Source organism: Pseudocitrobacter sp. RIT415 (assembly GCF_003057695.2).
Lineage (GTDB): Bacteria > Pseudomonadota > Gammaproteobacteria > Enterobacterales > Enterobacteriaceae > Pseudocitrobacter > Pseudocitrobacter faecalis.
In genome coordinates this window covers 307,696-328,724 of the sequence record NZ_QBJC02000002.1, presented here as the reverse complement: position 1 = coordinate 328,724, position 21,029 = coordinate 307,696, and the positions used below count along the sequence as shown (strand labels likewise).

The 21,029-nt window shown below is 56.0% G+C and carries 18 protein-coding genes; 14 read left to right on the top strand and 4 right to left on the bottom strand.

The window, feature by feature from the left end; translation table 11 throughout:
* The first annotated feature begins 7 nt into the window (after positions 1–7).
* The 3 genes from DBY68_RS03975 to DBY68_RS03965 are packed head-to-tail and all read left to right on the top strand — an operon-like array spanning position 8 to position 3,523.
* Entirely contained in the window at positions 8–1,591 is a 1,584-nt protein-coding gene (locus tag DBY68_RS03975) for an alpha-glucosidase (protein WP_108474130.1), read from the top strand.
* Positions 1,575–2,633 carry a glycoside hydrolase family 130 protein gene (locus DBY68_RS03970; protein ID WP_108474131.1) on the top strand — a complete coding sequence of 353 codons (1,059 nt, stop codon included), beginning with the start codon at positions 1,575–1,577 and terminating at the stop codon, positions 2,631–2,633. Before DBY68_RS03975 ends, DBY68_RS03970 begins: the two co-directional genes overlap by 17 nt.
* Entirely contained in the window at positions 2,609–3,523 is a 915-nt protein-coding gene (locus DBY68_RS03965; protein ID WP_146745432.1) for a DUF1861 family protein, read from the top strand. The genes DBY68_RS03970 and DBY68_RS03965 overlap by 25 nt, the downstream gene beginning before the upstream one ends.
* Positions 3,524–3,665: 142 nt before the next feature.
* Here the strand turns inward: DBY68_RS03965 and DBY68_RS03960 are convergent, their stop codons facing one another.
* On the bottom strand, positions 3,666–4,655 hold the full coding sequence (locus DBY68_RS03960) for a 2-hydroxyacid dehydrogenase (protein WP_108474133.1): 990 nt from the start codon (positions 4,653–4,655) through the stop codon (positions 3,666–3,668).
* A gap of 350 nt (positions 4,656–5,005) precedes the next feature.
* Here DBY68_RS03960 and DBY68_RS03955 point away from each other — a divergent pair, with 350 nt between their 5' ends.
* From DBY68_RS03955 to DBY68_RS03945, 3 genes are read left to right on the top strand one after another with little or no spacing between them, the layout of a single operon-like run.
* The gene (locus DBY68_RS03955) at positions 5,006–7,645 is read left to right on the top strand and encodes a YdbH family protein (RefSeq protein WP_108474134.1); all 2,640 of its coding nucleotides are present in this window, start codon (positions 5,006–5,008) and stop codon (positions 7,643–7,645) included.
* Positions 7,645–7,836, top strand: a complete 192-nt coding sequence (locus tag DBY68_RS03950; protein WP_108474135.1) for a YnbE family lipoprotein — start codon at positions 7,645–7,647, stop codon at positions 7,834–7,836. Before DBY68_RS03955 ends, DBY68_RS03950 begins: the two co-directional genes overlap by 1 nt.
* A gap of 7 nt (positions 7,837–7,843) precedes the next feature.
* The gene (locus tag DBY68_RS03945) at positions 7,844–8,167 is read left to right on the top strand and encodes a YdbL family protein (RefSeq protein WP_108474136.1); all 324 of its coding nucleotides are present in this window, start codon (positions 7,844–7,846) and stop codon (positions 8,165–8,167) included.
* Here DBY68_RS03945 and feaR read toward each other — a convergent pair whose 3' ends face one another.
* A complete protein-coding gene (gene feaR, locus DBY68_RS03940) occupies positions 8,168–9,073 on the bottom strand; it encodes a transcriptional regulator FeaR (RefSeq protein ID WP_108474137.1) in 906 nt (301 codons plus the stop codon).
* 235 nt (positions 9,074–9,308) lie between these two features.
* On the opposite strand from feaR, the gene DBY68_RS03935 reads away from it, so the two are divergent.
* Complete coding sequence (locus DBY68_RS03935; protein WP_108474138.1) at positions 9,309–10,808, top strand: aldehyde dehydrogenase family protein; 1,500 nt, start codon at positions 9,309–9,311, stop codon at positions 10,806–10,808.
* A 201-nt stretch (positions 10,809–11,009) separates the two neighbouring features.
* Here DBY68_RS03935 and tynA read toward each other — a convergent pair whose 3' ends face one another.
* Both tynA and paaZ read right to left on the bottom strand, forming a co-directional pair.
* Positions 11,010–13,280, bottom strand: coding sequence for a primary-amine oxidase (gene tynA, locus DBY68_RS03930; protein ID WP_108474139.1), 2,271 nt, complete (start codon positions 13,278–13,280; stop codon positions 11,010–11,012).
* Positions 13,281–13,567: 287 nt separating this feature from the next.
* Complete coding sequence (paaZ, locus tag DBY68_RS03925) at positions 13,568–15,607, bottom strand: phenylacetic acid degradation bifunctional protein PaaZ (RefSeq protein ID WP_108474140.1); 2,040 nt, start codon at positions 15,605–15,607, stop codon at positions 13,568–13,570.
* A gap of 285 nt (positions 15,608–15,892) precedes the next feature.
* On the opposite strand from paaZ, the gene paaA reads away from it, so the two are divergent.
* The 7 genes from paaA to paaG are packed head-to-tail and all read left to right on the top strand — an operon-like array spanning position 15,893 to position 21,029.
* Positions 15,893–16,822: a 1,2-phenylacetyl-CoA epoxidase subunit PaaA gene (gene paaA, locus DBY68_RS03920; RefSeq protein WP_108474141.1), complete on the top strand. Its 930-nt coding sequence runs from the start codon at positions 15,893–15,895 to the stop codon at positions 16,820–16,822.
* A gap of 11 nt (positions 16,823–16,833) precedes the next feature.
* Positions 16,834–17,121: a 1,2-phenylacetyl-CoA epoxidase subunit PaaB gene (gene paaB / locus DBY68_RS03915; protein WP_015964556.1), complete on the top strand. Its 288-nt coding sequence runs from the start codon at positions 16,834–16,836 to the stop codon at positions 17,119–17,121.
* Between the two features lie 8 nt (positions 17,122–17,129).
* Entirely contained in the window at positions 17,130–17,885 is a 756-nt protein-coding gene (gene paaC / locus DBY68_RS03910; RefSeq protein WP_108474142.1) for a 1,2-phenylacetyl-CoA epoxidase subunit PaaC, read from the top strand.
* A gap of 13 nt (positions 17,886–17,898) precedes the next feature.
* Positions 17,899–18,396 carry a 1,2-phenylacetyl-CoA epoxidase subunit PaaD gene (gene paaD, locus DBY68_RS03905; protein ID WP_108474143.1) on the top strand — a complete coding sequence of 166 codons (498 nt, stop codon included), beginning with the start codon at positions 17,899–17,901 and terminating at the stop codon, positions 18,394–18,396.
* A 7-nt stretch (positions 18,397–18,403) separates the two neighbouring features.
* Positions 18,404–19,474 (top strand): 1,2-phenylacetyl-CoA epoxidase subunit PaaE, encoded by a 1,071-nt coding sequence (gene paaE, locus DBY68_RS03900; RefSeq protein ID WP_108474144.1) that lies wholly within the window; start codon positions 18,404–18,406, stop codon positions 19,472–19,474.
* A complete protein-coding gene (gene paaF / locus DBY68_RS03895) occupies positions 19,471–20,238 on the top strand; it encodes a 2,3-dehydroadipyl-CoA hydratase PaaF (protein ID WP_108474145.1) in 768 nt (255 codons plus the stop codon). The genes paaE and paaF overlap by 4 nt, the downstream gene beginning before the upstream one ends.
* A gap of 2 nt (positions 20,239–20,240) precedes the next feature.
* Positions 20,241–21,029 carry a 2-(1,2-epoxy-1,2-dihydrophenyl)acetyl-CoA isomerase PaaG gene (gene paaG, locus DBY68_RS03890; protein ID WP_108474146.1) on the top strand — a complete coding sequence of 263 codons (789 nt, stop codon included), beginning with the start codon at positions 20,241–20,243 and terminating at the stop codon, positions 21,027–21,029.

Sequence of the window (21,029 nt, the reverse complement as noted above, 5' to 3'; positions counted from 1 at the left end):
AGATGCTATGGAAAGTAAACCCTGGTGGCAGGCTGCCACCTGCTATCAAATCTATTTGCCGTCCTTCTGTGACGGTAATGGCGATGGCCTGGGAGATTTCCCCGGCCTTATCTCAAAACTTGATTATCTCCAGTCGCTTGGCATAGGTGCGGTGTGGATTACGCCGTTCTATCCATCACCGCTGGTGGATAACGGCTACGATATCAGCGACTACTGCGCGGTCGATGAACGTTTTGGCAATATGGACGATTTTCGCCAGTTGGTGGCTGGCTGCCATGCGCGGGGAATTCGCGTCATTATTGACCTGGTGGTGAACCACGTTTCGTCTGAACATCCGTGGTTTAAGGATGCGTGGAATAACCCGGCGAGCCGCTATCGCGATTACTTTATTTTTCGCGACCAGCCTAATAACTGGCAGTCGTTTTTCTCGGGAAGCGCGTGGACTGCTGAGCCCGATACCGGCCAGTACTATTACCATAAATTCGCCCCGCAGCAGGTTGACCTGAATTGGGCGAATCCGCAGGTTGAGAAGGAGATTCATCGGGTTATTGATTACTGGATAGCGCAGGGCGTCGATGGTTTTCGCTTCGACGTGATTAACTTCCTGACCACCGACGGTGTGCTGGCTGATAACCCGCAAGAAAAGGGTGAACAGAAACACGCATTCGACATCAACCAACCCGGTATTATCGCCACCCTTGAACGGCTTTGTGGTTATATTCGCCAGCAGGGGGAATTTTTCCTGATTGGTGAGATTGGCAGCGACGACCTGACCGTACTGAAGCGTTATCAACGCCCGACGCTTATGGACGTGGTGTTTAACTTCAACATCGGCAGCCAGAAAACCTTCAATGTCGCCAATCTCTATGCGGCGCTGAAATCCACACTAGAGCAGCAATCCGGCCTGCCCACGCTCTTTTTTTCCAGCCATGATATGTCACGCATGATCAGTCGCTTTGGTGAAAACGAGCGCGATACCGCGCGGGCGCTGGCCGTACTGGCGCTTCAACTGACCGTTAGCGGCGTGCCCTTTATTTTCCAGGGGGAGGAGCTTGGGCTTACGGATTATCGTGCGCAACGCGCCGATCAATTGTTTGATATCCAGGGGATCACCCATTATCAGACTGCGCTGGACGCGGGAAAATCACCCGAAACGGCGTTAACGCTGGCGCTTGAGCACTCCCGTGACGGATCACGTGCACCCATTCCCTGGCGGGATGCGCCATTTGGCGGTTTCTCAACGGTTGCGCCGTGGATGCCCGTCAACGGCGATATCGCGCTGCTGAATGCCCGGTCTCAGCAAATGGACGAGGCATCACTTTGGCACCGCTATCAGCACCTCATCACCCTTCGCCGCCAAACGGAGGCGTTAATCCACGGTCAGCAGGGGCCGCTCGCGCTGACCAATGCGTGTATCTGGTTTACACGCCGCAGCGCCAGCGAACAGGTATGGGTCGCCATTAATTTTGGTGAGTCAGTCCCTAACCCCTGGCATTCCGTTGCCGCCGATATCCTGTATGGCGATGACGCCCCCGAAATTGGGAAGAATCACTGTTTAATTAAAAGGAGAGTTTATGAACAGGCACAGTAATAACCCGCTGATTACCCCGGCCGACATCGTGCCCTCGCAGCCGGGCAGAAAGGTAGAATGTGTGTTCAATACCGGCGTGACCGAATTTGGCGATGAAATCATTCTGCTGTTACGCGTTGCGGAAAGCGTGATTAGCCAGGATCCCAATCTGATAGTCGTTCCGTTGCTGGAAAAAACAGACGCGGGCTGGGTGGAATCGACCACCGCATTTGACAGACGCGACGAGCGTTATGACTTCAGCGACCCACGAACCATTGTGCTGAAAAGCGACAGGGCGCAGGTTTGGCTGACGTCTATGTCGCATTTGCGTCTGGCGCGTAGCCATGATGGCGTGCATTTCACCATTGACGATCATCCTTTTATTATCGCCAACACGCAGTATGAAGAATTTGGCTGCGAGGATGCGCGTATCACTGAAATCGAAGGCACCTGGTATATTAATTATTCTGCGGTTTCATCGCTTGGGATTTCTACCGCGCTGGCGACAACGCGCGATTTTGTCACCGTTGAGAAGAAAGGGCTGATCCTGTGCCCGGATAACCGCGACGTCTGTTTCTTCCCGGAAAAAGTGAACGGTCGTTATATGGCGCTGACCCGCCCGGCACCGTGTCACTTTGGTCACCCGGAAATCTGGATCTGCGAATCCCCGGATATGCTGCACTGGGGCAATCATCGCCACCTGCTTGGGCGCTCCGGTGATGAGTGGGATGCGCGCAAATCCGGTGGCGGCGCGCCGCTTATAAAAACCGAACGCGGCTGGCTGGAAATTTATCACGGTGTAGATGCTGACCAGCGCTACTGCCTCGGCGCGCTGCTGCTCGATCTAAACGATCCCACCAAAATTCTGGCGAAATCACCGGTGCCCTTGCTGGAGCCCGCCGCGCCGTACGAGCTGGAAGGCTTTTTTGGCAATGTGGTGTTCACCTGCGGGGCGCTGATGCGTGACGATGTGTTGCACGTGTGGTATGGCGCAGCGGATGAGTGCACCGCGCTGGCGACCTGGCCGCTGGATGCATTGTGGCGTCATCTGAGGCTGGCGTAATGGTTGCCCGCGTCAGCTGCCTCTATCAGCGCTATCTCGCGCAACGAACGCCGCGAAAATGTGGAAAAATTCGCTTTCATGGTGTGAAAGGCATGGATGTCTATAATCCCTCCGTGCCGTTTTGCGACGCGGATCGGTGGATGATTGCCGCACGTGTGGAAGCGCGCACGAGCGAAATGTCGCTGGTCTGTTTCTTCGCATGGGATGGTCATAACGATGCATCATTGCTGGAGGATGCGCCACGCTTTGCGCTTCAGGATCCCTTTGTAGCCTGGGTAGACAACCAGCTCGTAATGGGCGGAGTGGAAGTGGAATTTGATACATCTCACCAGCCTGTACGCTGGCGAACGCAGTTCTGGGCCGGGCCGTCAATCTCCCAAATGCATCTGATAGCAACGGGGCCATGGGGAATGAAAGATATCCGGCTTCTCTCGTTACCCGACCGACGTGTACTGGTGTTCACCCGGCCTCAGGGGGCGATCGGCGGCCGCGGGACGATTGGCTGGACGATCGTGGCGTCACTCAACGATCTCAATGAGGCGTCAATCACGAAAGCCACATTGCTGCACCATGTCGAGAGTATGGACTGGTGCGGGGTGAACAGCGCCCGCTTACTGCCAGATGGGCGAGTAGAGGCGCTGGCGCACGTAGCGCATTTTGATTCGGAACTGAACCGCCACTACTACGCGGCCAGGTTTATCTTTGATTATCGCAATGGGGAAAGTTCGCCAATCGAGATCATTGCCTGTCGGGATGATTTCCTGCCGGGGGAGAGCAAGCGCGACGACTTACGTGATGTGGTGTTTCCTGCGGGGTGGCTACAGATGCCGGAGCGAAGTCTGCTTTTTTGCGGAACAAGCGACTGCGAAGTGCAGTGGCTGGCGTGTTGAATTGCCGTCTGCTCTTACGTAGGCCCGACAAGCGTAGCGCATCGGGCCTTGTACAAGGCTGCCGGATACGGCGGTGCCTTATCCGGCCTACAAGCGTTCTCTTCGTTTGCCGGGCAAACGCTACCCGGCAAACGGTGCGCACTTACGCCAGGGCGTTCGGGCAATCTGTGCCTTTGTCGATCTGGCGCAGGTTTTCCAGCGTGGTTTCAGAAATGCTGGTCAGTGCTTCGGCGGTCAGGAAAGCCTGGTGGCCGGTAAACAGCACGTTATGGCAGGCAGACAAGCGACGGAACACGTCATCCTGAATCACGTCGTTAGACTTATCTTCGAAGAACAGATCGCGTTCGTTCTCGTACACGTCCATCCCCAGCGAGCCAATTTTCTGGTTTTTCAGCGCATCAATCGCAGCCTGAGAATCAATCAGCGCACCACGACTGGTGTTGACGATCATCACGCCGTCTTTCATCTGCGCAAACGCATCGGCGTTCAGTAGATGATAGTTTTCTGGCGTCAGTGGGCAGTGCAGGGAGATAACGTCCGATTGAGAAAACAGCGTCGCCAGGTCGACATATTCAACGCCCAGTTCCAGTGCAGCAGCGCTCGGATACGGGTCGAACGCCAGCAGACGCATGCCGAAACCTTTAAGAATGCGCAGTGCCGCAATACCGATTTTCCCGGTACCAATCACCCCAGCGGTTTTACCGTACATGGTGAATCCGGTTAATCCTTCCAGCGAGAAGTTGGCGTCACGGGTACGCTGATACGCGCGGTGAATACGGCGGTTCAGCGTCATCATCATGCCGATGGCGTGTTCAGCTACCGCTTCCGGTGAATAGGCCGGAACGCGCACCACGCGCAGGCCAAGCTCTTTAGCCGCATCGAGATCGACGTTGTTAAAGCCCGCACAGCGCAGGGCGATGTACTTAACGCCATTTTTCTTCAACTCTTCCAGCACCGGGCGGCTGCCGTCATCATTGACGAAAATACACACCGCTTCGCAGCCGTGGGCCGTTTTGGCGGTTTTTTCCGTTAACAGAAAGTCGAAAAATTCAAGCTCAAAGCCATAAGCCTCATTCACATTTTGCAGGTACTTTTTGTCGTACTGCTTTGTGCTATATACGGCGATTTTCATAAGACTTTTCTCCGGTGATTTTTGAGCCAGATTAGCATGGCTAAAATTATCTTACAATTTATAAAAAATAGTTGATAACCAGTCTGATAGAGACGATCCTGAAGGTCAGTATAAGACCTTTATTCTTTTCCGTATCAAATAATAATCTCCGGTTCTGATTCGGTTTGCATTTGATAAAAACGCTTCTCTCTATATGTGGCTCACGCGGTAAGTTTCAACTTAAATACTCCCGTTTCGCCAGCGCAGGCTACGCTATTAATGCACGTAAGCTTTATCTATCAGGTCTGGCATGACACAATATTGGTCATACACGGCTTTTACGCTTGATAAATCTGGATATTAATTAACCCATGAAGGGTAAATACAAAGCCGCTTTAGCGCTTCTTCTGCTTATTATTCTGCTGCCGTTAACCCTGGCGATGACGCTGGGTTACTGGGTGCCGACGCTCGTCGGGATCTGGCTACCGACCGGAACCCGTATCGCTTTTGAACAAAGCCCCAAATTTACCCGCAGCGGGCTCCAGATCCCTGACCTGAGATATTTTGCCGGTGATTGCACACTGGCGCGTCTGGAGAACGTTTCTCTGTCGCATCCCAGCCGCTGGCAGTTGCATGCCGGTAGCGTCAACATCGATTCCGCCTGCTTTAGCAAACTGCCGCAGACAGATGCCGTCCCCGGCGCGCCGCGTACGCTGGCAGAGTGGCAGTCAATGCTGCCGAACACCTGGCTTACCATTGATAATCTGCGCCTGGCTCCATGGGAAAAATGGCAGGGCAAGCTTGCACTTTCTCTGACGCCGCAGCGTCAGGAAATTCATTATGACGGGCCGGACGCGAAGCTCAGTGCACGCCTTGAAGGGCAAGCCTTGACTGTCAGCCAGTTTGAAGCGCAGGTGATGGACAATGAACCGCCGCTGAAACTGGTGGGGAAATTTACCATGCCGCTGGTACCGGAAGGTTTACCGGTGCAAGGACATGTTGAATCGACGTTCCAGTTGCCACAGGTCTCCCCGCTGGTGGATGCAGAACTGGACTGGAACGGTAATCAGGGCCAGTTACTGGCGATGGCGCGCGGCGAACCGGATCCGTTGCTTGATCTTCCATGGACGCTCACCGAGCAGCAACTCACCCTGAGCGATGGCCGCTGGAGCTGGCCGTTTCAGGAAGGCATTCCGCTCAGCGGGCGCGTGGGTCTGAAAATTGATGAATGGCAGAAAGGACTGGAGCAGATGCAAATCGCCGGCCGCCTGAACATACTGACTTCAGGCGATGCGGGTAAGGGCAACGCCGTGCTGACCATTGGCCCCGGCAAACTCAGCATGGACAATAGCGATATGCCGTTGCAGCTAACGGGCGAAGCCAAGCAGGGGGATTTAATTCTTTATGCGGTGCTGCCTGCGCATCTGAAGGGTACGCTCACCGACCCAACACTGACCTTCCTGCCCGGCGCGCTGCTGCGCTCGCGGGGCCGAATTATTGACTCTCTGAACATCGACGACATTCGCTGGCCGCTGGCGGGGGTCAAAGTTGCGCGACAGGGGGTGGATGGCCGCTTACAGGCGATTTTAAAAGCCCACGAAGACGCGGCAGGGGATTTTGTTCTGCATCTCGACGGTAAAGCCGACAACTTTTTGCCGGATAAAGGCACCTGGGCGTGGCGCTACTGGGGCGATGGACACTTTACGCCGATGCAGGCGCGCTGGGACGTGAAGGGCACCGGCATGTGGCGCGATAGCGCAATCGTGCTCAATACGCTCTCCACCGGGTTCGATAAATTGCAGTACGGCACCATGACGATGGCGAAGCCGCGTCTGGTGCTGGAGGAGCCCATCCACTGGGAGCGTGATGAACAGCACCCCTCCTTTAAAGGCGCGCTCTCACTGGATGCTGCAGAAACCACCTTTACCGGGGGCAGCGTTCTGCCGCCATCGACGTTCAAATTCAGCGTTGACGGGCGCGACCCGACATTTTTCCTGTTCAAAGGTAATCTGCGCGCGCAGGCGATTGGCCCGATACAGCTCAGTGGCCGCTGGGATGGCGAACGTCTGCGCGGTCAGGCGTGGTGGCCGAAGCAGTCGTTAACTGTCTTCCAGCCGCTCGTTCCGCCTGATCTCAAAATGGCGCTGCGCGATGGCGAGCTTTATGCGCAGGTGGCGTTTTCCGCCGCCGCCGGGCAAGGTTTTGAAGCGGGCGGACACGGCGTGCTGAAGGGCGGTAGCGCCTGGATGCCGGATAACCAGGTGAACGGCGTTGATTTTGTGCTACCGTTCCGCTTTAAAGAGGGCGTCTGGGATTTAGGCACGCGTCACCCCGTCTCACTGCGTATCGCCGAAATCGTCAACCAGGTCACGGCGAAAAACGTCACCGCCGATTTACAGGGCACCTGGCCGTACAGCGAGGCATCGCCACTCCAGTTAAGCAACGTCAGCGTCGATATTCTGGGCGGAAAACTCACCATGCAACAGCTTCGCATGCCGCAACATGATCCGGCGCTGCTGCGCCTGCAAAATATCTCAACCAGCGAGCTGGTTAGTGCGGTAAATACCAAGCAGTTCGCCATGTCGGGGGCGGTGAACGGCGCGCTACCGTTGTGGCTAAATAACGACAAATGGATAATCAAAGACGGCTGGCTGAATAATCCCGGCCCGATGACGCTGCGTGTCGATAAAGACATGGCGGATGCGATTGTCGAGGATAATATCGCTGCTGGCGCGGCCATCAACTGGCTGCGCTATATGGAAATTTCCCGCTCGTGGACGAAAATCAATTTAGATAACCTCGGGATGCTGACCCTGGACGCGAGAATCAGTGGCACCAGTCGTGTTGATGGCAAAAGTAACACGGTGCATTTAAATTACACGCATCATGAAAACGTTTTTGATTTGTGGCGAAGCCTGCGCTTTGGCGACAATCTTCAGTCATGGCTTGAGCAACACGCGACGCTTCCGGTATCGCGGTGTGACGGCGGCAAGGAATGTAAGGAGCAATAATGAAAATCACCATCGCCATGCTGAGTTTGCTGGCAACCACCCTGCTGTCGGGCTGCACGCCACGCATTGAAGTGGCCGCGCCAAAAGAGCCGATAACCATCAATATGAATGTGAAAATCGAGCATGAGATCCACATTAAAGTCGATAAAGACGTGGAAAACCTACTGAAATCACGCAGCGATTTGTTCTGAGGTCAGGATGATGAAAAAACGCATATGGGCACTGCTGGCGCTGGGGCTTTTCAGCGTACAAGCGATGGCGCTGACCCTGAATGAAGCCCGCCAACAGGGGCGCGTCGGTGAGACGCAAAGCGGTTATATCGCGGCCTTAAAGCAGGATAAAGAGACGGTCACACTGGTGCAAAACATCAATCAGGCGAGAAGCCAGAGTTATCAGCAACTGGCGGAAACCAACAATATTCCGGTCGATGAAGTGGCAAAACTGGCGGGCAAAAAGTTGATCGCTAAAGCGCAGCCCGGTGAGTATGTGCAGGGGCTGAACGGCAAGTGGATGCGTAAGTAATCAGCGGCTCTTACGGCGGTATTCCCCTGGGGTTAGGCCAAAACGCTGCTTAAAGGCCGTTGAAAAATGGCTCTGGTCGGTGAAACCCCAGTTAAAACCAATTCCGGCCAGTTTTTCATCTTCCCCGGCGTGACGAATCGCCTCGGCGCAAAAATCGAGGCGACGGTTGCGAATATACTGCGCGACGACGAGCCCCTTATCGGCAAACATGCGGTACAGACTGCGCACCGACATTCCCGTCTCACCAGCGATCCATTCCGGGCGCAACGTCTCTTCACGAATATTATCGTCAATCAGCGTGACGACCTTTTGAAACTGGCGCTCGCGGCGCGGCGGGGTGGATTCACGCTGATGCAGCACCGGGCGCAGCAGGCACACCATCGCCTGTAATGCGGCTTCGCTTTCACTCTCCGACATCGCCGTGTTGTTCATGCTCTCCTGCAACAGGCTGTGGCTCAACTGTACCATTGGCAGGTTAGAGGGCAAGCGCTCGGCGCAGCCGATCTTCTGATGTGGAAAATGCTGCTCCAGCAGAGGGCGCGGCAGCAGAAGTGAAATTTGTCGCGAATCCTGTTCCCAGTACAGCGAGCACGGGCGAGAGGCGTCAATCAGAGAGATATCGCCCGCGCCAATCACCACCTGACGCGCGTCCTGCTCCATCATGGCCTGGCCACTCAACTGAAACACCGTATAAAACCAGGCGTCATCACCTCCTTTAATTTCCTGCGAGGTGCGAAAAAGCGATGCGCCACGGGTGGTGACGGTGCTGAGTTTCAACCCTTTGGCATAGCTGGTTTCCAGTTTGCCGACAAAATTGTCCGCCAACGGATTCCCGGCAAAATTGCCGCATACCTGATTAATCTGGTTCAGCCACTGCTCAAATTCACGATTTACAACGGGGGTCATGGCTCTTTATCGCTCTGTTAAATGTTTTATCAGTGTTGCATTTATGTTGCGCTAAACGAAGCTAATGACGCTGACTATAGGAAAGAAGTCTCACAAGTTATAGAGGGAGAGTCGACTATTGTCGCTATTTGCGGAGCCTGTCACAGCAGACAAAGCGAATGTCACGGGGATAAAAGCGCCATTGTCACAGAGTGAGTAGACTGAAATCACGATGGGTAAGTAATAAGGAAAATCTATGTCAGAGGCAAACGTAGCGGTACTTAATAACGTACAACAATTTCTCGACCGCCAGCACGGTCTCTGGATCGATGGCCAGCAGGTGCCGTCACAGAGCGATAAACGGCTGACGATTTTTAACCCGGCGACCGGGCAGGCCATTTCCTCGACTGCCGATGCCAGCGAGGCGGATGTTGACCTCGCGGTGATGTCGGCGTGGAAAGCGTTTGTGTCGCGCGTATGGGCGGGGCGCTTACCTGCCGAGCGTGAACGCATTCTGCTGCGCTTTGCCGACCTGGTTGAGCAGCATAGCGAAGAGTTGGCACAACTGGAGACGCTGGAGCAGGGTAAATCCATTGCTATTTCCCGCGCGTTTGAAGTGGGATGCACGCTCAACTGGATGCGCTACACCGCAGGCCTGACGACGAAGATTGCCGGTAAAACACTGGATCTCTCCATTCCATTGCCGCAGGGCGCACGCTATCAGGCGTGGACGCGTAGAGAGCCGGTGGGTGTGGTTGCGGGCGTGGTGCCGTGGAACTTCCCGCTGATGATTGGTATGTGGAAGGTGATGCCCGCGCTGGCGGCCGGCTGTTCTATCGTGATCAAACCGTCGGAAACTACGCCGCTCACCATGCTGCGCGTGGCTGAGCTGGCGGTGGAAGCGGGGATCCCGGAAGGTGTATTTAACGTGGTGACGGGGTCTGGTGCAGTGTGTGGCGCGGCGCTGACGTCACATCCCCATGTGGCGAAAGTGAGCTTTACCGGCTCGACCGCAACGGGCAAGCAGATCGCGCGTACCGCTGCCGATCGTCTGACCCGCGTGACGTTGGAGCTGGGTGGTAAAAATCCGGCGATTGTGCTGAAAGATGCCAACCCGGAGTGGGTGATTGAAGGCCTGATGACCGGGAGTTTCCTCAACCAAGGCCAGGTGTGTGCCGCCAGTTCGCGCATTTATATCGAAGCGCCGCTGTTCGACACGCTGGTCAGCGGTTTTGAGCAGGCGGTGAAGTCGTTGCAGGTGGGGCCGGGCATGTCACCCTCGGCGCACATCAACCCGCTGGTATCGCGCCTGCATTGCGATAAAGTGCTCTCATTCCTTGATGATGCTCAGGCGCATAATGCCGAGCTGATTCGCGGCGCAAACGGCCCGGCGGGCGACGGTTACTATGTTGCGCCGACGCTGGTGGTTAACCCGGACGCGAAGCTGCGTTTAACCCGTGAAGAAGTCTTTGGCCCGGTGGTAAACCTGGTACGCGTCGCTGATGGCGAAGAAGCGCTGCGCCTGGCGAATGACACCGAATATGGCCTGACCGCCAGCGTCTGGACGCAAAATCTGTCACAGGCGCTGGAATATGGCGACCGCTTAGAAGCTGGCACAGTATGGGTCAACAGCCACACCTTAATCGATGCCAACCTGCCGTTTGGCGGGATGAAGCAGTCGGGCACCGGACGCGACTTCGGGCCGGACTGGCTGGATGGCTGGTGTGAAACGAAATCGGTGTGTGTGCGGTATTAATAATTGATGTTGTGCCCGGAGGTGTTTGCTCCGGGCATTGGCGAGCTAAGTGTGCCGGATGCGCTACGCTTATCCGGCCTACGGGTTTTCTGGAATATTATGTAGGCCGGATAAGGCGTTTACGCCGCATCCGGCATCAACAAAGCGCACAGCGTCAACAATCAGAAACGGCGCAAAGCGCCGTTCCTGCAACTCACTCCATCACTTCTCTTTCGTCGCCCCCAGCGTTGGCGTTTCATCAAAGAAGTTCCACGGTTTCAGCAGCGTATGCACCCATTCCGTTGGCATGATCGGCCACTCTTCGGCGCGGGCGACGTGCGTGGTGCCGGTCGTCATCCACACGACCGTATCGGTGTTGTCCAGCGACTCATTGTCTTTGGTGTACTGACCGAGCCCGGTGTCGTGCGTTGAACGGTTCGGGTATTTCCCTTCCGGGAAGCGCTCGTCCGGATGATAGCGCGTCACCCACAGCTGTTTATCCATAAAGCTCAGGCGATGATAAATCCACTCGTCTGGAGAGAACTGTGCGCCTTTGGCAACCGGATGCGTGCCGCCTGCATACGGGATTATCTGATAGGAAACCGGGTTACCCATGCGGTTTTCTTTATTTGGATTGCTCAACAGGCGAATGGTACCCGGGTCAAATTTCTGCGCGGCGTCCTTCTCATTACTGATGCCGTACTCGTTAATCTGCATGGTACTGGTGCGCGGGCCGCCTGCGGTATTTGGTTTCACTACCGGATCCATTGCCACCAGGCTGTTGTTCTCACCGTCAACGTCGAGGTCGAGGCGGAAGTTGTAGATGTGCTGATGCGTGGTGCCGACAATATTATGGTCGATCAGCGTGCCGTAACGGGTATCGTCTTTCGCGCTTGGGTCGTGCATAGTTTTGGCCTTCACGCCTTTCACTGCTTCAATACCGGTGGCACCTGCATCGATACCGATGGTGCCATTTTCGTGGAAGATCCAGTCGAAAATGTAGTCATAGTTGCCTACGGTACTTATCCAGCGCACAACCAGCTCACGACGCTGGGTGCTGACGTTCGGCTGGCCCATCTCCTGGTGCTTATACTCCGGCCCGGCATAGCGTTCGAAAATAGCAATTGCGCGCGGGATCTCGGTGGGGGTGCCGGTGTAATCAGCGATGGTCTCGTTCAGCAGTACGGCGTTAGACGGCGCATCTTTGCCGCGCGCGATAGGCGAGGTGAGGGTACCCATACCGTAGTCACCGGAATCCAGGTACGCTTTGAAGTACCAGCCGATATCCGGATCGCCGTAAGGCACAATCATCCCGCCCAGCGATCCTTCGTACATCACTTTGCGTTTGGTGCCGTTGTCGTTAAAGGTGACGGTCGAGATCATCGGCCCGACGCGAGAGTTCATGCTCAGGTGGAAATCCCAGTTGCGCCAGTGAATCATATCGCCAGTGATGGTGTAGTTTTTACCTTCTGGTTCAATGATATCCAGCGGTTTCACCGCCGGGGCAATGCGGTCACGCCCATCATAGGCGCGCGCGGCCATCGGCACCGGGATCACAGGGCCTTCTTCCAGCTTCACAATCTTCTTCTGTTCCAGGTCAACTACCGCAACCAGGTTCTCAATCGGGTGCGCCCAGTAGTTGCCGTCGCCGACATCCAGATAACTGATCACTTTCAGCAGGCGTCCATCCTGTTTAAGGCCGTCTTTGCCGTCAAAGTAGCCCACGGTGAGCGGAGTGGTAATGGCTTTTTTAGGATCGTTGATGCCGCGTTTTTTCAGTGCTTCAGCATATTCTGTGCTGGCGTTAATGATGTTTTGCACGCTGGCAAAGTCATCAATCAGCACCATGCCGTGCGCGTCTTTGATGGCCTGCCAGGAGAGAATCTTTTTATTTTGCAGATCAACCACGCCTTCGATGATGTGTTTGCCATCCAGCATGATGACATCCGCTTTACGCGGTTCTGTCACGGCTTTGCCTTCCAGTGCAAAGGCCCACACGGCGGCTTTCTCAGGCGAGCGCAGTGAGATCTCGGTAAAACGGGTATTCGGTTTAAAATCTGGCGATGCTTTGACTATCTCAACGGCTTGCTTGATTTCATCCGCGCTCAGCGCGTTGAGGGGGTGAGGGGCTTTTTCTACCTGGAAGGTTTGATCCAGACCAGACTGGAATACGTCATTAATGAAGGTATCAGAAACCCAGGCTTTGTTGTCTTTCATCACTACCGGCACCTGCAGATTCAGCGTCTGGCCGTTGACGATCGCGGTTTTAGCGCCCGGTTTCACTTTAACGTACGCGCCGTCTTTAATCAGCGTGAAAACTTGTGCGTAGTCATCCCATTGCACATCAGCGCCAAAATCGGCCAGTGTTTTATCCATCGGCACCATGTGCGCTTCGCCGCCGTGGGCGAAAACCGGCGATTGCCAGGCGCAAAACAGGGCTACGGCCAGAGCCAGTGCCGTCTTGCGGGGAGAAAAAATAGCGGAGCTTCCCATTTTAAACCTCGTCTTGTTGTTGTGTTTCTCGCTCGCTACCGCTCTCTGCGGGCGGTTTTTAACGCTTTCACCCTAACAGCCTTGCTGTGAAGTGGTTTGCCTGCTCCTGCCAGGTTGTTTGGCAGTTTTGCCAGATATAAAAAATGCCTCCGGAGAGGCATGGTTGTGGGGGCTCTCCCTCACCCCGGCCCTCTCCCGCAGGGAGAGGGTGAAAACCTGCTCATTGGGAGACATGAGTGCGGTCGATTCCCTCTCCCTGTGGGAGAGGGTTAGGGTGAGGGGGCGCCTTAGAAATCCCCGCTCTGCCGCGCGACCAGCGTCAGGATCGAATAGAGCGCGACCGCCTGCTGGTGCTGGTTGTAAATCTCAACCGACCATTCCACCACACCGGTAGGTGTCTCTTCCGCCGTTTTCTGTCGCTTGATGGTTTTACGTTTACAGGTCAGACGCACCTGGATGGTGTCACCCGGTTTGACCGGTTCGATAAAGCGCAGATTTTCCATGCCATAGTTGGCGATAACCGGCCCGACGCCAGGGTCAACAAACAGGCCCGCAGCGGCGGAAATCAGGAAGTAACCGTGGGCTACGCGCTCGCCAAACAGCGATTCGGCGGCGGCGAGTTTGTCCATGTGGGCGTAGAAGTGGTCGCCGCTCAGACAGGCGAAATTCACCACGTCCGCTTCAGTGACCGTGCGACGATGGGTCAGCAGGCTGTCGCCGGGCTGGATCTCTTCGAAGTATTTGCGGAACGGATGCACCCGATCTTCCGTGACTGCTGCGCCGCGTACCCACTGTTTGCCAATGGCGGCGAGCATGGTCGGGCTACCCTGAATAGCGGTACGCTGCATGTAGTGTTTTACAGAGCGTAAGCCGCCCAGTTCTTCGCCACCGCCCGCGCGCCCCGGGCCACCGTGTACCAGTTGCGGCAGGGGGGAGCCGTGGCCGGTCGATTCTTTTGAGGACTCTTCGTTGAGTACCTGAATACGCCCGTGCGCGCGTGCCGCGCCGAGAATAAACTCGCGCGCTAATACGCCGTCGGCGGTCACCAGCGTGCCTGCCAGGCTACCTTCACCCGCCCGTGCCAGCGCCAGCGCGTGGTCACGGTTCTGATACGGCATCAGCGTCGCTACCGGGCCAAAGGCCTCAACCGAATGGACTGCGCTGATTTCATCTGGCTGCGAGCAGAGCAGCAATGTCGGCGGGAAGAATGCGCCAGCGGCTTTGTCGTCCGCTTTACCACCCAGCAGAATCTGACATCCCGCGGCCACCAGCAAGTCCACTTTTTCCTGCACATCCTGACGCTGGTCAATATTCACCAGCGCGCCCATCTTCACGCCTTCCTGCGCCGGGTCGCCGACAACGATTTTCCCCAAACGCGCAATCAGGGCGTCACTGACGGCATTGATTTGATTCTGCGGCACGATGATACGGCGAATCGCGGTACATTTTTGCCCCGCTTTGGCCGTCATCTCGCGAACAATCTCGCGAATGAACAGAGCAAATTCCGGCTGCTCTGGTGTGACATCGTCGCCCAGCACGCAGCAGTTCAGAGAGTCGGCTTCCATGGTGAACGGAATCGACTTCGCCACGATGTTGGGATGCACGCGCAGCTGTTGCCCGGTGGCTGCGGAACCGGTGAAGGTGACCACGTCCTGGCTGTCGAGCTTTTCGAGCAGGTCGCCCGCGCCACCGCAGATGACGCTTAACGCACCGTCAGGCACCAGGCCACTGTCGATAATTGATTTCACCATCGCCTGGGTGAGCTGGGCGCTGGCGGTGGCCGGTTTGATGATCGCCGCCATCCCGGCAAGCCAGGTCGGGGCCAGTTTTTCCAGCATGCCCCAGCAGGGGAAGTTAAAGGCGTTGATGTGAACGGCTACGCCTGATTTTGAGGTCAGCACATGGCGTGCGGCAAATCCGCCCGCTTTCGAAAGAGGTATCAGTTCATCTTCCGGCCACAGCGTGTCGTCCGGCAGTTCCCGGTTGCCGAGACCTGCGTAGGTAAAGAGGGTGCCGATCCCGCCTTCGATATCCACCCAACTGTCTGCGCGCGTCGCGCCGGTTTGCGCTGACAGCGCGTAGAAATGTTCTTTTTCCGCTAACAGGTGTTTGGCCACGGCCTTCAGCATGGCGGCACGTTCAATAAAGGTCATCGCCTGGAGCGCTTTGCTGCCTTGCTCAATGGCATAACGGCGGGCCTGCGCCATATCCAGCCCTTCGCTGGTGACTTCCCACAGTGCTTCGCCGCTGATGGCATGGTGAATCGTACGGGCGCGCCCCTGGCCGGTTTGCCATGCGCCGGATAAGAAGCTGGCTAACTGCTGCATCGCTAATCTCCAAATGTTACGTGATTTACTTATACATAGTTAAATTGCGAATCGTAAATCGCAAGCTGATTTTTAATGTTTTTTTAACATTGTGATCGCTGCGTATTTTGTGTTCTAAGTTAAATTGATGTTTATAAAGGTTATTGTGAAATGCTTTGCGAGTGTTGTCACATAATGCACAAACAAAATTTGTGGTTTTATTTAACTAATGTGTAACTTTTAAGAAAGAAAGTGATTCAGATGTATTAGGTTAGTGAGTGAATTTAGAATCATAAAGGTGATGACGTGACAGAAGAACAACGCTTTAACCAGCGCATCGCGCAGGAGACGGCCATCGAACCGCAGGACTGGATGCCCGACGCCTACCGTAAAACGCTGATCCGCCAGATTGGTCAGCACGCCCACTCTGAAATTGTCGGCATGTTGCCGGAAGGCAACTGGATCACCCGTGCACCAACGCTGCGTCGCAAAGCCATTCTGCTGGCGAAGGTGCAGGATGAAGCGGGGCACGGCCTCTATCTCTACAGTGCAGCAGAAACCCTCGGCTGTGCGCGTGAAGACATCTACCAGAAGATGCTCGATGGACGCATGAAGTACTCCTCCATTTTTAACTATCCCACCCTGAGCTGGGCCGATATCGGCGTCATTGGCTGGCTGGTTGACGGTGCGGCGATTGTTAACCAGGTGGCGCTGTGCCGTACCTCTTACGGCCCGTATGCCCGTGCGATGGTGAAAATCTGTAAAGAAGAGAGCTTCCATCAGCGTCAGGGCTATGAAGCCTGCATGGCGCTGGCACAGGGGAGCGAATCTCAGCGCCAGATGTTGCAGGACGCGATCAACCGTTTCTGGTGGCCGGCGCTAATGATGTTCGGGCCGAACGACGATAACTCGCCGAACAGTGCCCAGAGCCTGGAGTGGCGCATCAAGCTGTTTACCAATGACGAACTGCGTCAGCGCTTTGTTGATAACACCGTGCCGCAGGTTGAAATGCTGGGGATGACTATTCCTGATCCTGACCTTCGTTTTGATGAAGCAACCGGCCACTACCGGTTTGGTGAAATTGACTGGAATGAGTTTAACAACGTGATCCATGGCCGAGGCATCTGTAACCACGAACGCCTGGCCGCAAAACGCAAAGCCTGGGAAGAGGGCGCGTGGGTGCGGGAAGCCGCGCTGGCGCATGCGCAAAAACAACAAACCCGCAACGCGGCATAAGGAGAAGCACGATGAGCAATGTTTACTGGCCGTTATATGAAGTTTTTGTTCGCAGCAAACAGGGGTTATCCCACCGCCATGTAGGCAGCCTTCACGCCGCCGATGACGCGATGGCACTGGAAAACGCGCGCGATGCCTACACCCGTCGCAACGAAGGCTGTTCTATCTGGGTAGTGAAAGCGAGCGAAATCGTCGCCTCGCAGCCGGAAGAACGCGGTGAATTTTTCGACCCGTCGGAAAGCAAGGTCTATCGCCATCCGACGTTTTACACCATCCCTGATGGCATCGAGCACATGTGAGGTTGGTGATGACGACACAAAATTCCGTCGCGATTTATGCCCAACGTTTGGGTGACAACGGCCTGGTGCTCTCGCAGCGTCTTGGCGCCTGGTGCGGCCATGCGCCGGAGCTGGAAATTGACCTGGCGCTGGCGAACATCGGCCTCGATTTACTCGGCCAGGCCCGCAACTTCCTGAGCTATGCCGCTGAGTGTTACGGCAGCGGCGATGAAGACACACTGGCTTACGGTCGCGAAGAGCGCCAGTTCAGTAATCTGCTGCTGGCGGAACAACCGAATGGCAACTTTGCCGACACCATCGCCCGTCAGTTTCTGATGGACGCCTGGCACGTTGCGCTTTACAGCCGCCTGGTGCAGAGCCGCGATGCGCAAATTGCTGCCATTGCTGCCAAGTCTCTTAAAGAAGTGCGTTATCACCTGCGATTCAGCCGCGGCTGGCTGGTGCGTATGGGCGACGGCACTGCGGATTCCGCGCAGAAAATGCAGCAGGCGCTGAACAACATCTGGCGCTTTACTGGCGAACTTTTTGAAGTGGATGCCGTTGAGCAGGAACTGATTGAGCAGGGCATCGCCGTGGATGTGCGCGAGCTGAAAGACGAGTGGCAGACCACCGTGCGCAGCGCGCTTGCGGATGCCTGCCTGCAACTGCCGGAAGAAGAGGCTTTCCGCACCGGGGGCAAGCAAGGTCTGCATACCGAACATCTGGGGCCGATGCTGGCGGAAATGCAATATCTGCAACGTATCTACCCCGCGCTTCAGTGGTAACCAGGAGGTCATAGTGCAACGAATTGCCGCGATAGCACCGTCGAAAGTGCATGAGATCTGGCGCCTGTTGAGCGAGATCCCCGACCCGGAAGTCCCGGTACTCACCATCACCGATTTAGGGATGGTGCGCAGCGTCGCACCGCAGGGTGACGGCTGGGAGATCGGTTTTACGCCGACCTACTCCGGCTGCCCGGCAACCGAACATTTGTTGGGCGCTATTCGCGACGTGATGACCGAACACGGCTTCACGCCGGTCAATATCGTGCTGCAACTTGACCCTGCCTGGACCACCGACTGGATGAACGCCGATGCCCGTGAACGCTTACGCCAGTATGGCATTAGCCCGCCGCAGGCCCATGCCTGCCATGCATCGGTTCCTGAGGATGTGGTCTGCCCGCGCTGCGGCAGCACGCACACCTCGCTCATTAGCGAATTTGGTTCGACAGCCTGCAAAGCACTCTACCGCTGTGATAGCTGCCGCGAACCCTTCGACTATTTCAAATGTATTTGAGGTTGCCATGACGACGTTTCATTCGCTTACGGTGGCAAAAGTGGAACCGGAAACCCGCGATGCGGTGACCATTACTTTTGCCGTACCCGACACGTTGCGGGAGGCTTACGCTTTCCGTCCTGGTCAGCACCTGACGCTGAAAACCCGCATTGGTGGTGAAGAGCTGCGTCGTTGCTACTCCATCTGCCGTACCGGTACGCCGGGGCAAATTAGCGTTGCGGTGAAAGCCATTGAAGGCGGGCGTTTCTCCCGCTTCGCCCAGAGCGATATCAAGCAAGGTATGGCGTTTGAGGTGATGGTGCCGCAGGGCCACTTCGGCTATCAACCGCAGGCCGAGCGCACCGCCCGCTATCTGGCGATTGCCGCCGGTTCTGGCATCACGCCAATGCTGGCGATTATTGAATCCACGTTGACCACAGAAGTAAATAGCCAGTTCACGCTGATCTACGGTAACCGCAGCAGCCAGAGCATGATGTTCCGTCAGGCGCTGGCCGACCTGAAAGACAAATACCCGCAACGCCTGCAACTGATCAATCTGTTTAGCCAGGAAACCGTGGAGAGCGAACTGCTTTCTGGCCATATCAACAGTGAAAAACTGCACGCGCTGGCCCGCAATCTGGTGCAGTTCGACCAGCTTGATGAAGCGTTTATCTGTGGCCCGGCGGCGATGATGGATGACGCGGAAATCGCGCTGCGCGAGTTAGGCATGCCGGAGAAGGCGATTCACCTGGAGCGCTTCAACACACCGGGTAGCACGATTAAACGCGTTTCGACTGTACAGGCTGAAGGCCGCAGCGTAACGATTCGTCATGATGGACGTGACCGGCAGATCTCTCTGAATGCAGAGGATGACAGCATTCTCGATGCCGCACTGCGTCAGGGCGCGGATCTGCCCTACGCCTGTAAAGGCGGTGTCTGCGCCACCTGTAAATGCAAAGTGTTACGCGGCGAAGTGGAGATGGCGACCAACTATAGCCTTGAGCCAGATGAAGTGGCGGCAGGCTATGTTCTGAGCTGTCAGGCGCTGCCAAAAGGCGACGGCGTGATTGTCGACTTCGATGCGAAGGGGCTGGCATGAGCGAACTGATCGTTGCCCGTCACGAACGTGTGTTGCTGCTGACGCTGAATCGCCCGCAGGCGCGCAATGCCCTGAACAATGCCTTGCTGGCGCAAATTGCCAGCGAACTGGAAAACGCCGCGCGCGATCCGGAAATTTCTGCCTGCGTCATCTTTGGCAATGACCGTTTCTTCGCAGCCGGCGCAGATCTCAACGAGATGGCGGCTAACGATATGCCCGCCACGCTCAACGATATTCGTCCGCGTTTATGGGCGCGTATCGATGCGTTCAATAAACCGCTGATTGCCGCCGTCAATGGCTATGCGCTGGGCGCAGGCTGCGAACTCGTGCTGCTGTGTGACACGGTGGTTGCGGGTGATAACGCCCGTTTCGGCTTACCGGAAATCTCGCTCGGCATTATGCCGGGCGCAGGCGGTACCCAGCGTTTAATTCGCTGCGTCGGCAAGGCGCTTGCCAGCCGAATGGTGCTGACGGGTGAAGCGATTGACGTTCATCAGGCGCAGCAGGCCGGGCTGGTGAGCGACGTCTACCCGGCGGGTTTAACCCTCGAATATGCCCTGAAACTGGCAAAAACCATCGCCCGCCATTCTCCGCTGGCGTTACAGGCAGCAAAACAGGCGCTGCGGCAGTCGCAGGAAGTCGGGTTGCATGCGGGTCTGCAACAGGAGCGCCAGCTTTTTACCCTGCTGAGCGCGACCGAAGATCGTCAGGAAGGCATCAACGCTTTTCTGCAAAAACGCCAACCAGAATTTAAAGGACGTTAATCGTGGATGCTTTTATTTTGAGTCATGTTGAGCAGGGCGTAATGACCATTACGCTTAATCGCCCGGAACGTCTCAACAGTTTTAACGATGTGATGCATCAGCAACTTGCCGAGTGCCTGAAGCAGGCGGAACGCGACGAGACCATCCGTTGTTTGCTGATCACCGGCGCGGGGCGCGGTTTTTGCGCGGGGCAAGATCTGAACGATCGTAATGTCGATCCTAACGGCCCGGCACCGGATCTGGGCATGTCCGTTGAACGTTTTTATAACCCACTGGTGCGCCGCCTGGCAAAACTGCCGAAACCGGTGATTGCGGCCGTAAACGGTGTGGCAGCAGGTGCGGGGGCAACGCTGGCACTGGGCTGCGACATGGTGATTGCCGCGCGTTCGGCCAATTTCGTAATGGCGTTCAGCAAGCTGGGGCTGGTTCCCGATTGTGGTGGAACCTGGTTACTGCCGCGCACTGCCGGACGTGCGCGTGCAATGGGGCTGGCACTGTTAGGCGACAAAATGAGCGCCGAGCAGGCACAGCAGTGGGGCATGATCTGGCAGGTGGTGGATGACGCCGAACTGGCAGACACCAGCCTGACGCTGGCACGCCATTTAGCCACACAGCCAACCTACGGTTTAGGGCTGATCAAGCAAGCGCTGCTGGCGTCCGAAACTCACACGCTGGATCAGCAACTCGATATGGAGCGTGATTTCCAGCGTATGGCCGGACGCAGCGATGACTATCGCGAAGGCGTCAGCGCGTTTCTGGCGAAACGTCCACCACAGTTCAGCGGGAAATAA

Bases quoted from the DNA above. Each gene is read 5' to 3' on its own strand.
- DBY68_RS03945 (WP_108474136.1), top strand. From the start codon at position 7,844: ATGATGAAAAAACGCATATGGGCACTGCTGGCGCTGGGGCTTTTCAGC.
- paaZ (WP_108474140.1), bottom strand. From the start codon at position 15,607: ATGCAGCAGTTAGCCAGCTTCTTATCCGGCGCATGGCAAACCGGCCAG.
- DBY68_RS03960 (WP_108474133.1), bottom strand. From the start codon at position 4,655: ATGAAAATCGCCGTATATAGCACAAAGCAGTACGACAAAAAGTACCTG.
- DBY68_RS03975 (WP_108474130.1), top strand. From the start codon at position 8: ATGGAAAGTAAACCCTGGTGGCAGGCTGCCACCTGCTATCAAATCTAT.
- paaB (WP_015964556.1), top strand. From the start codon at position 16,834: ATGAGCAATGTTTACTGGCCGTTATATGAAGTTTTTGTTCGCAGCAAA.
- paaC (WP_108474142.1), top strand. From the start codon at position 17,130: ATGACGACACAAAATTCCGTCGCGATTTATGCCCAACGTTTGGGTGAC.
- DBY68_RS03970 (WP_108474131.1), top strand. From the start codon at position 1,575: ATGAACAGGCACAGTAATAACCCGCTGATTACCCCGGCCGACATCGTG.
- DBY68_RS03950 (WP_108474135.1), top strand. From the start codon at position 7,645: ATGAAAATCACCATCGCCATGCTGAGTTTGCTGGCAACCACCCTGCTG.
- DBY68_RS03955 (WP_108474134.1), top strand. From the start codon at position 5,006: ATGAAGGGTAAATACAAAGCCGCTTTAGCGCTTCTTCTGCTTATTATT.
- feaR (WP_108474137.1), bottom strand. From the start codon at position 9,073: ATGACCCCCGTTGTAAATCGTGAATTTGAGCAGTGGCTGAACCAGATT.
- paaF (WP_108474145.1), top strand. From the start codon at position 19,471: ATGAGCGAACTGATCGTTGCCCGTCACGAACGTGTGTTGCTGCTGACG.
- DBY68_RS03935 (WP_108474138.1), top strand. From the start codon at position 9,309: ATGTCAGAGGCAAACGTAGCGGTACTTAATAACGTACAACAATTTCTC.
- paaE (WP_108474144.1), top strand. From the start codon at position 18,404: ATGACGACGTTTCATTCGCTTACGGTGGCAAAAGTGGAACCGGAAACC.
- tynA (WP_108474139.1), bottom strand. From the start codon at position 13,280: ATGGGAAGCTCCGCTATTTTTTCTCCCCGCAAGACGGCACTGGCTCTG.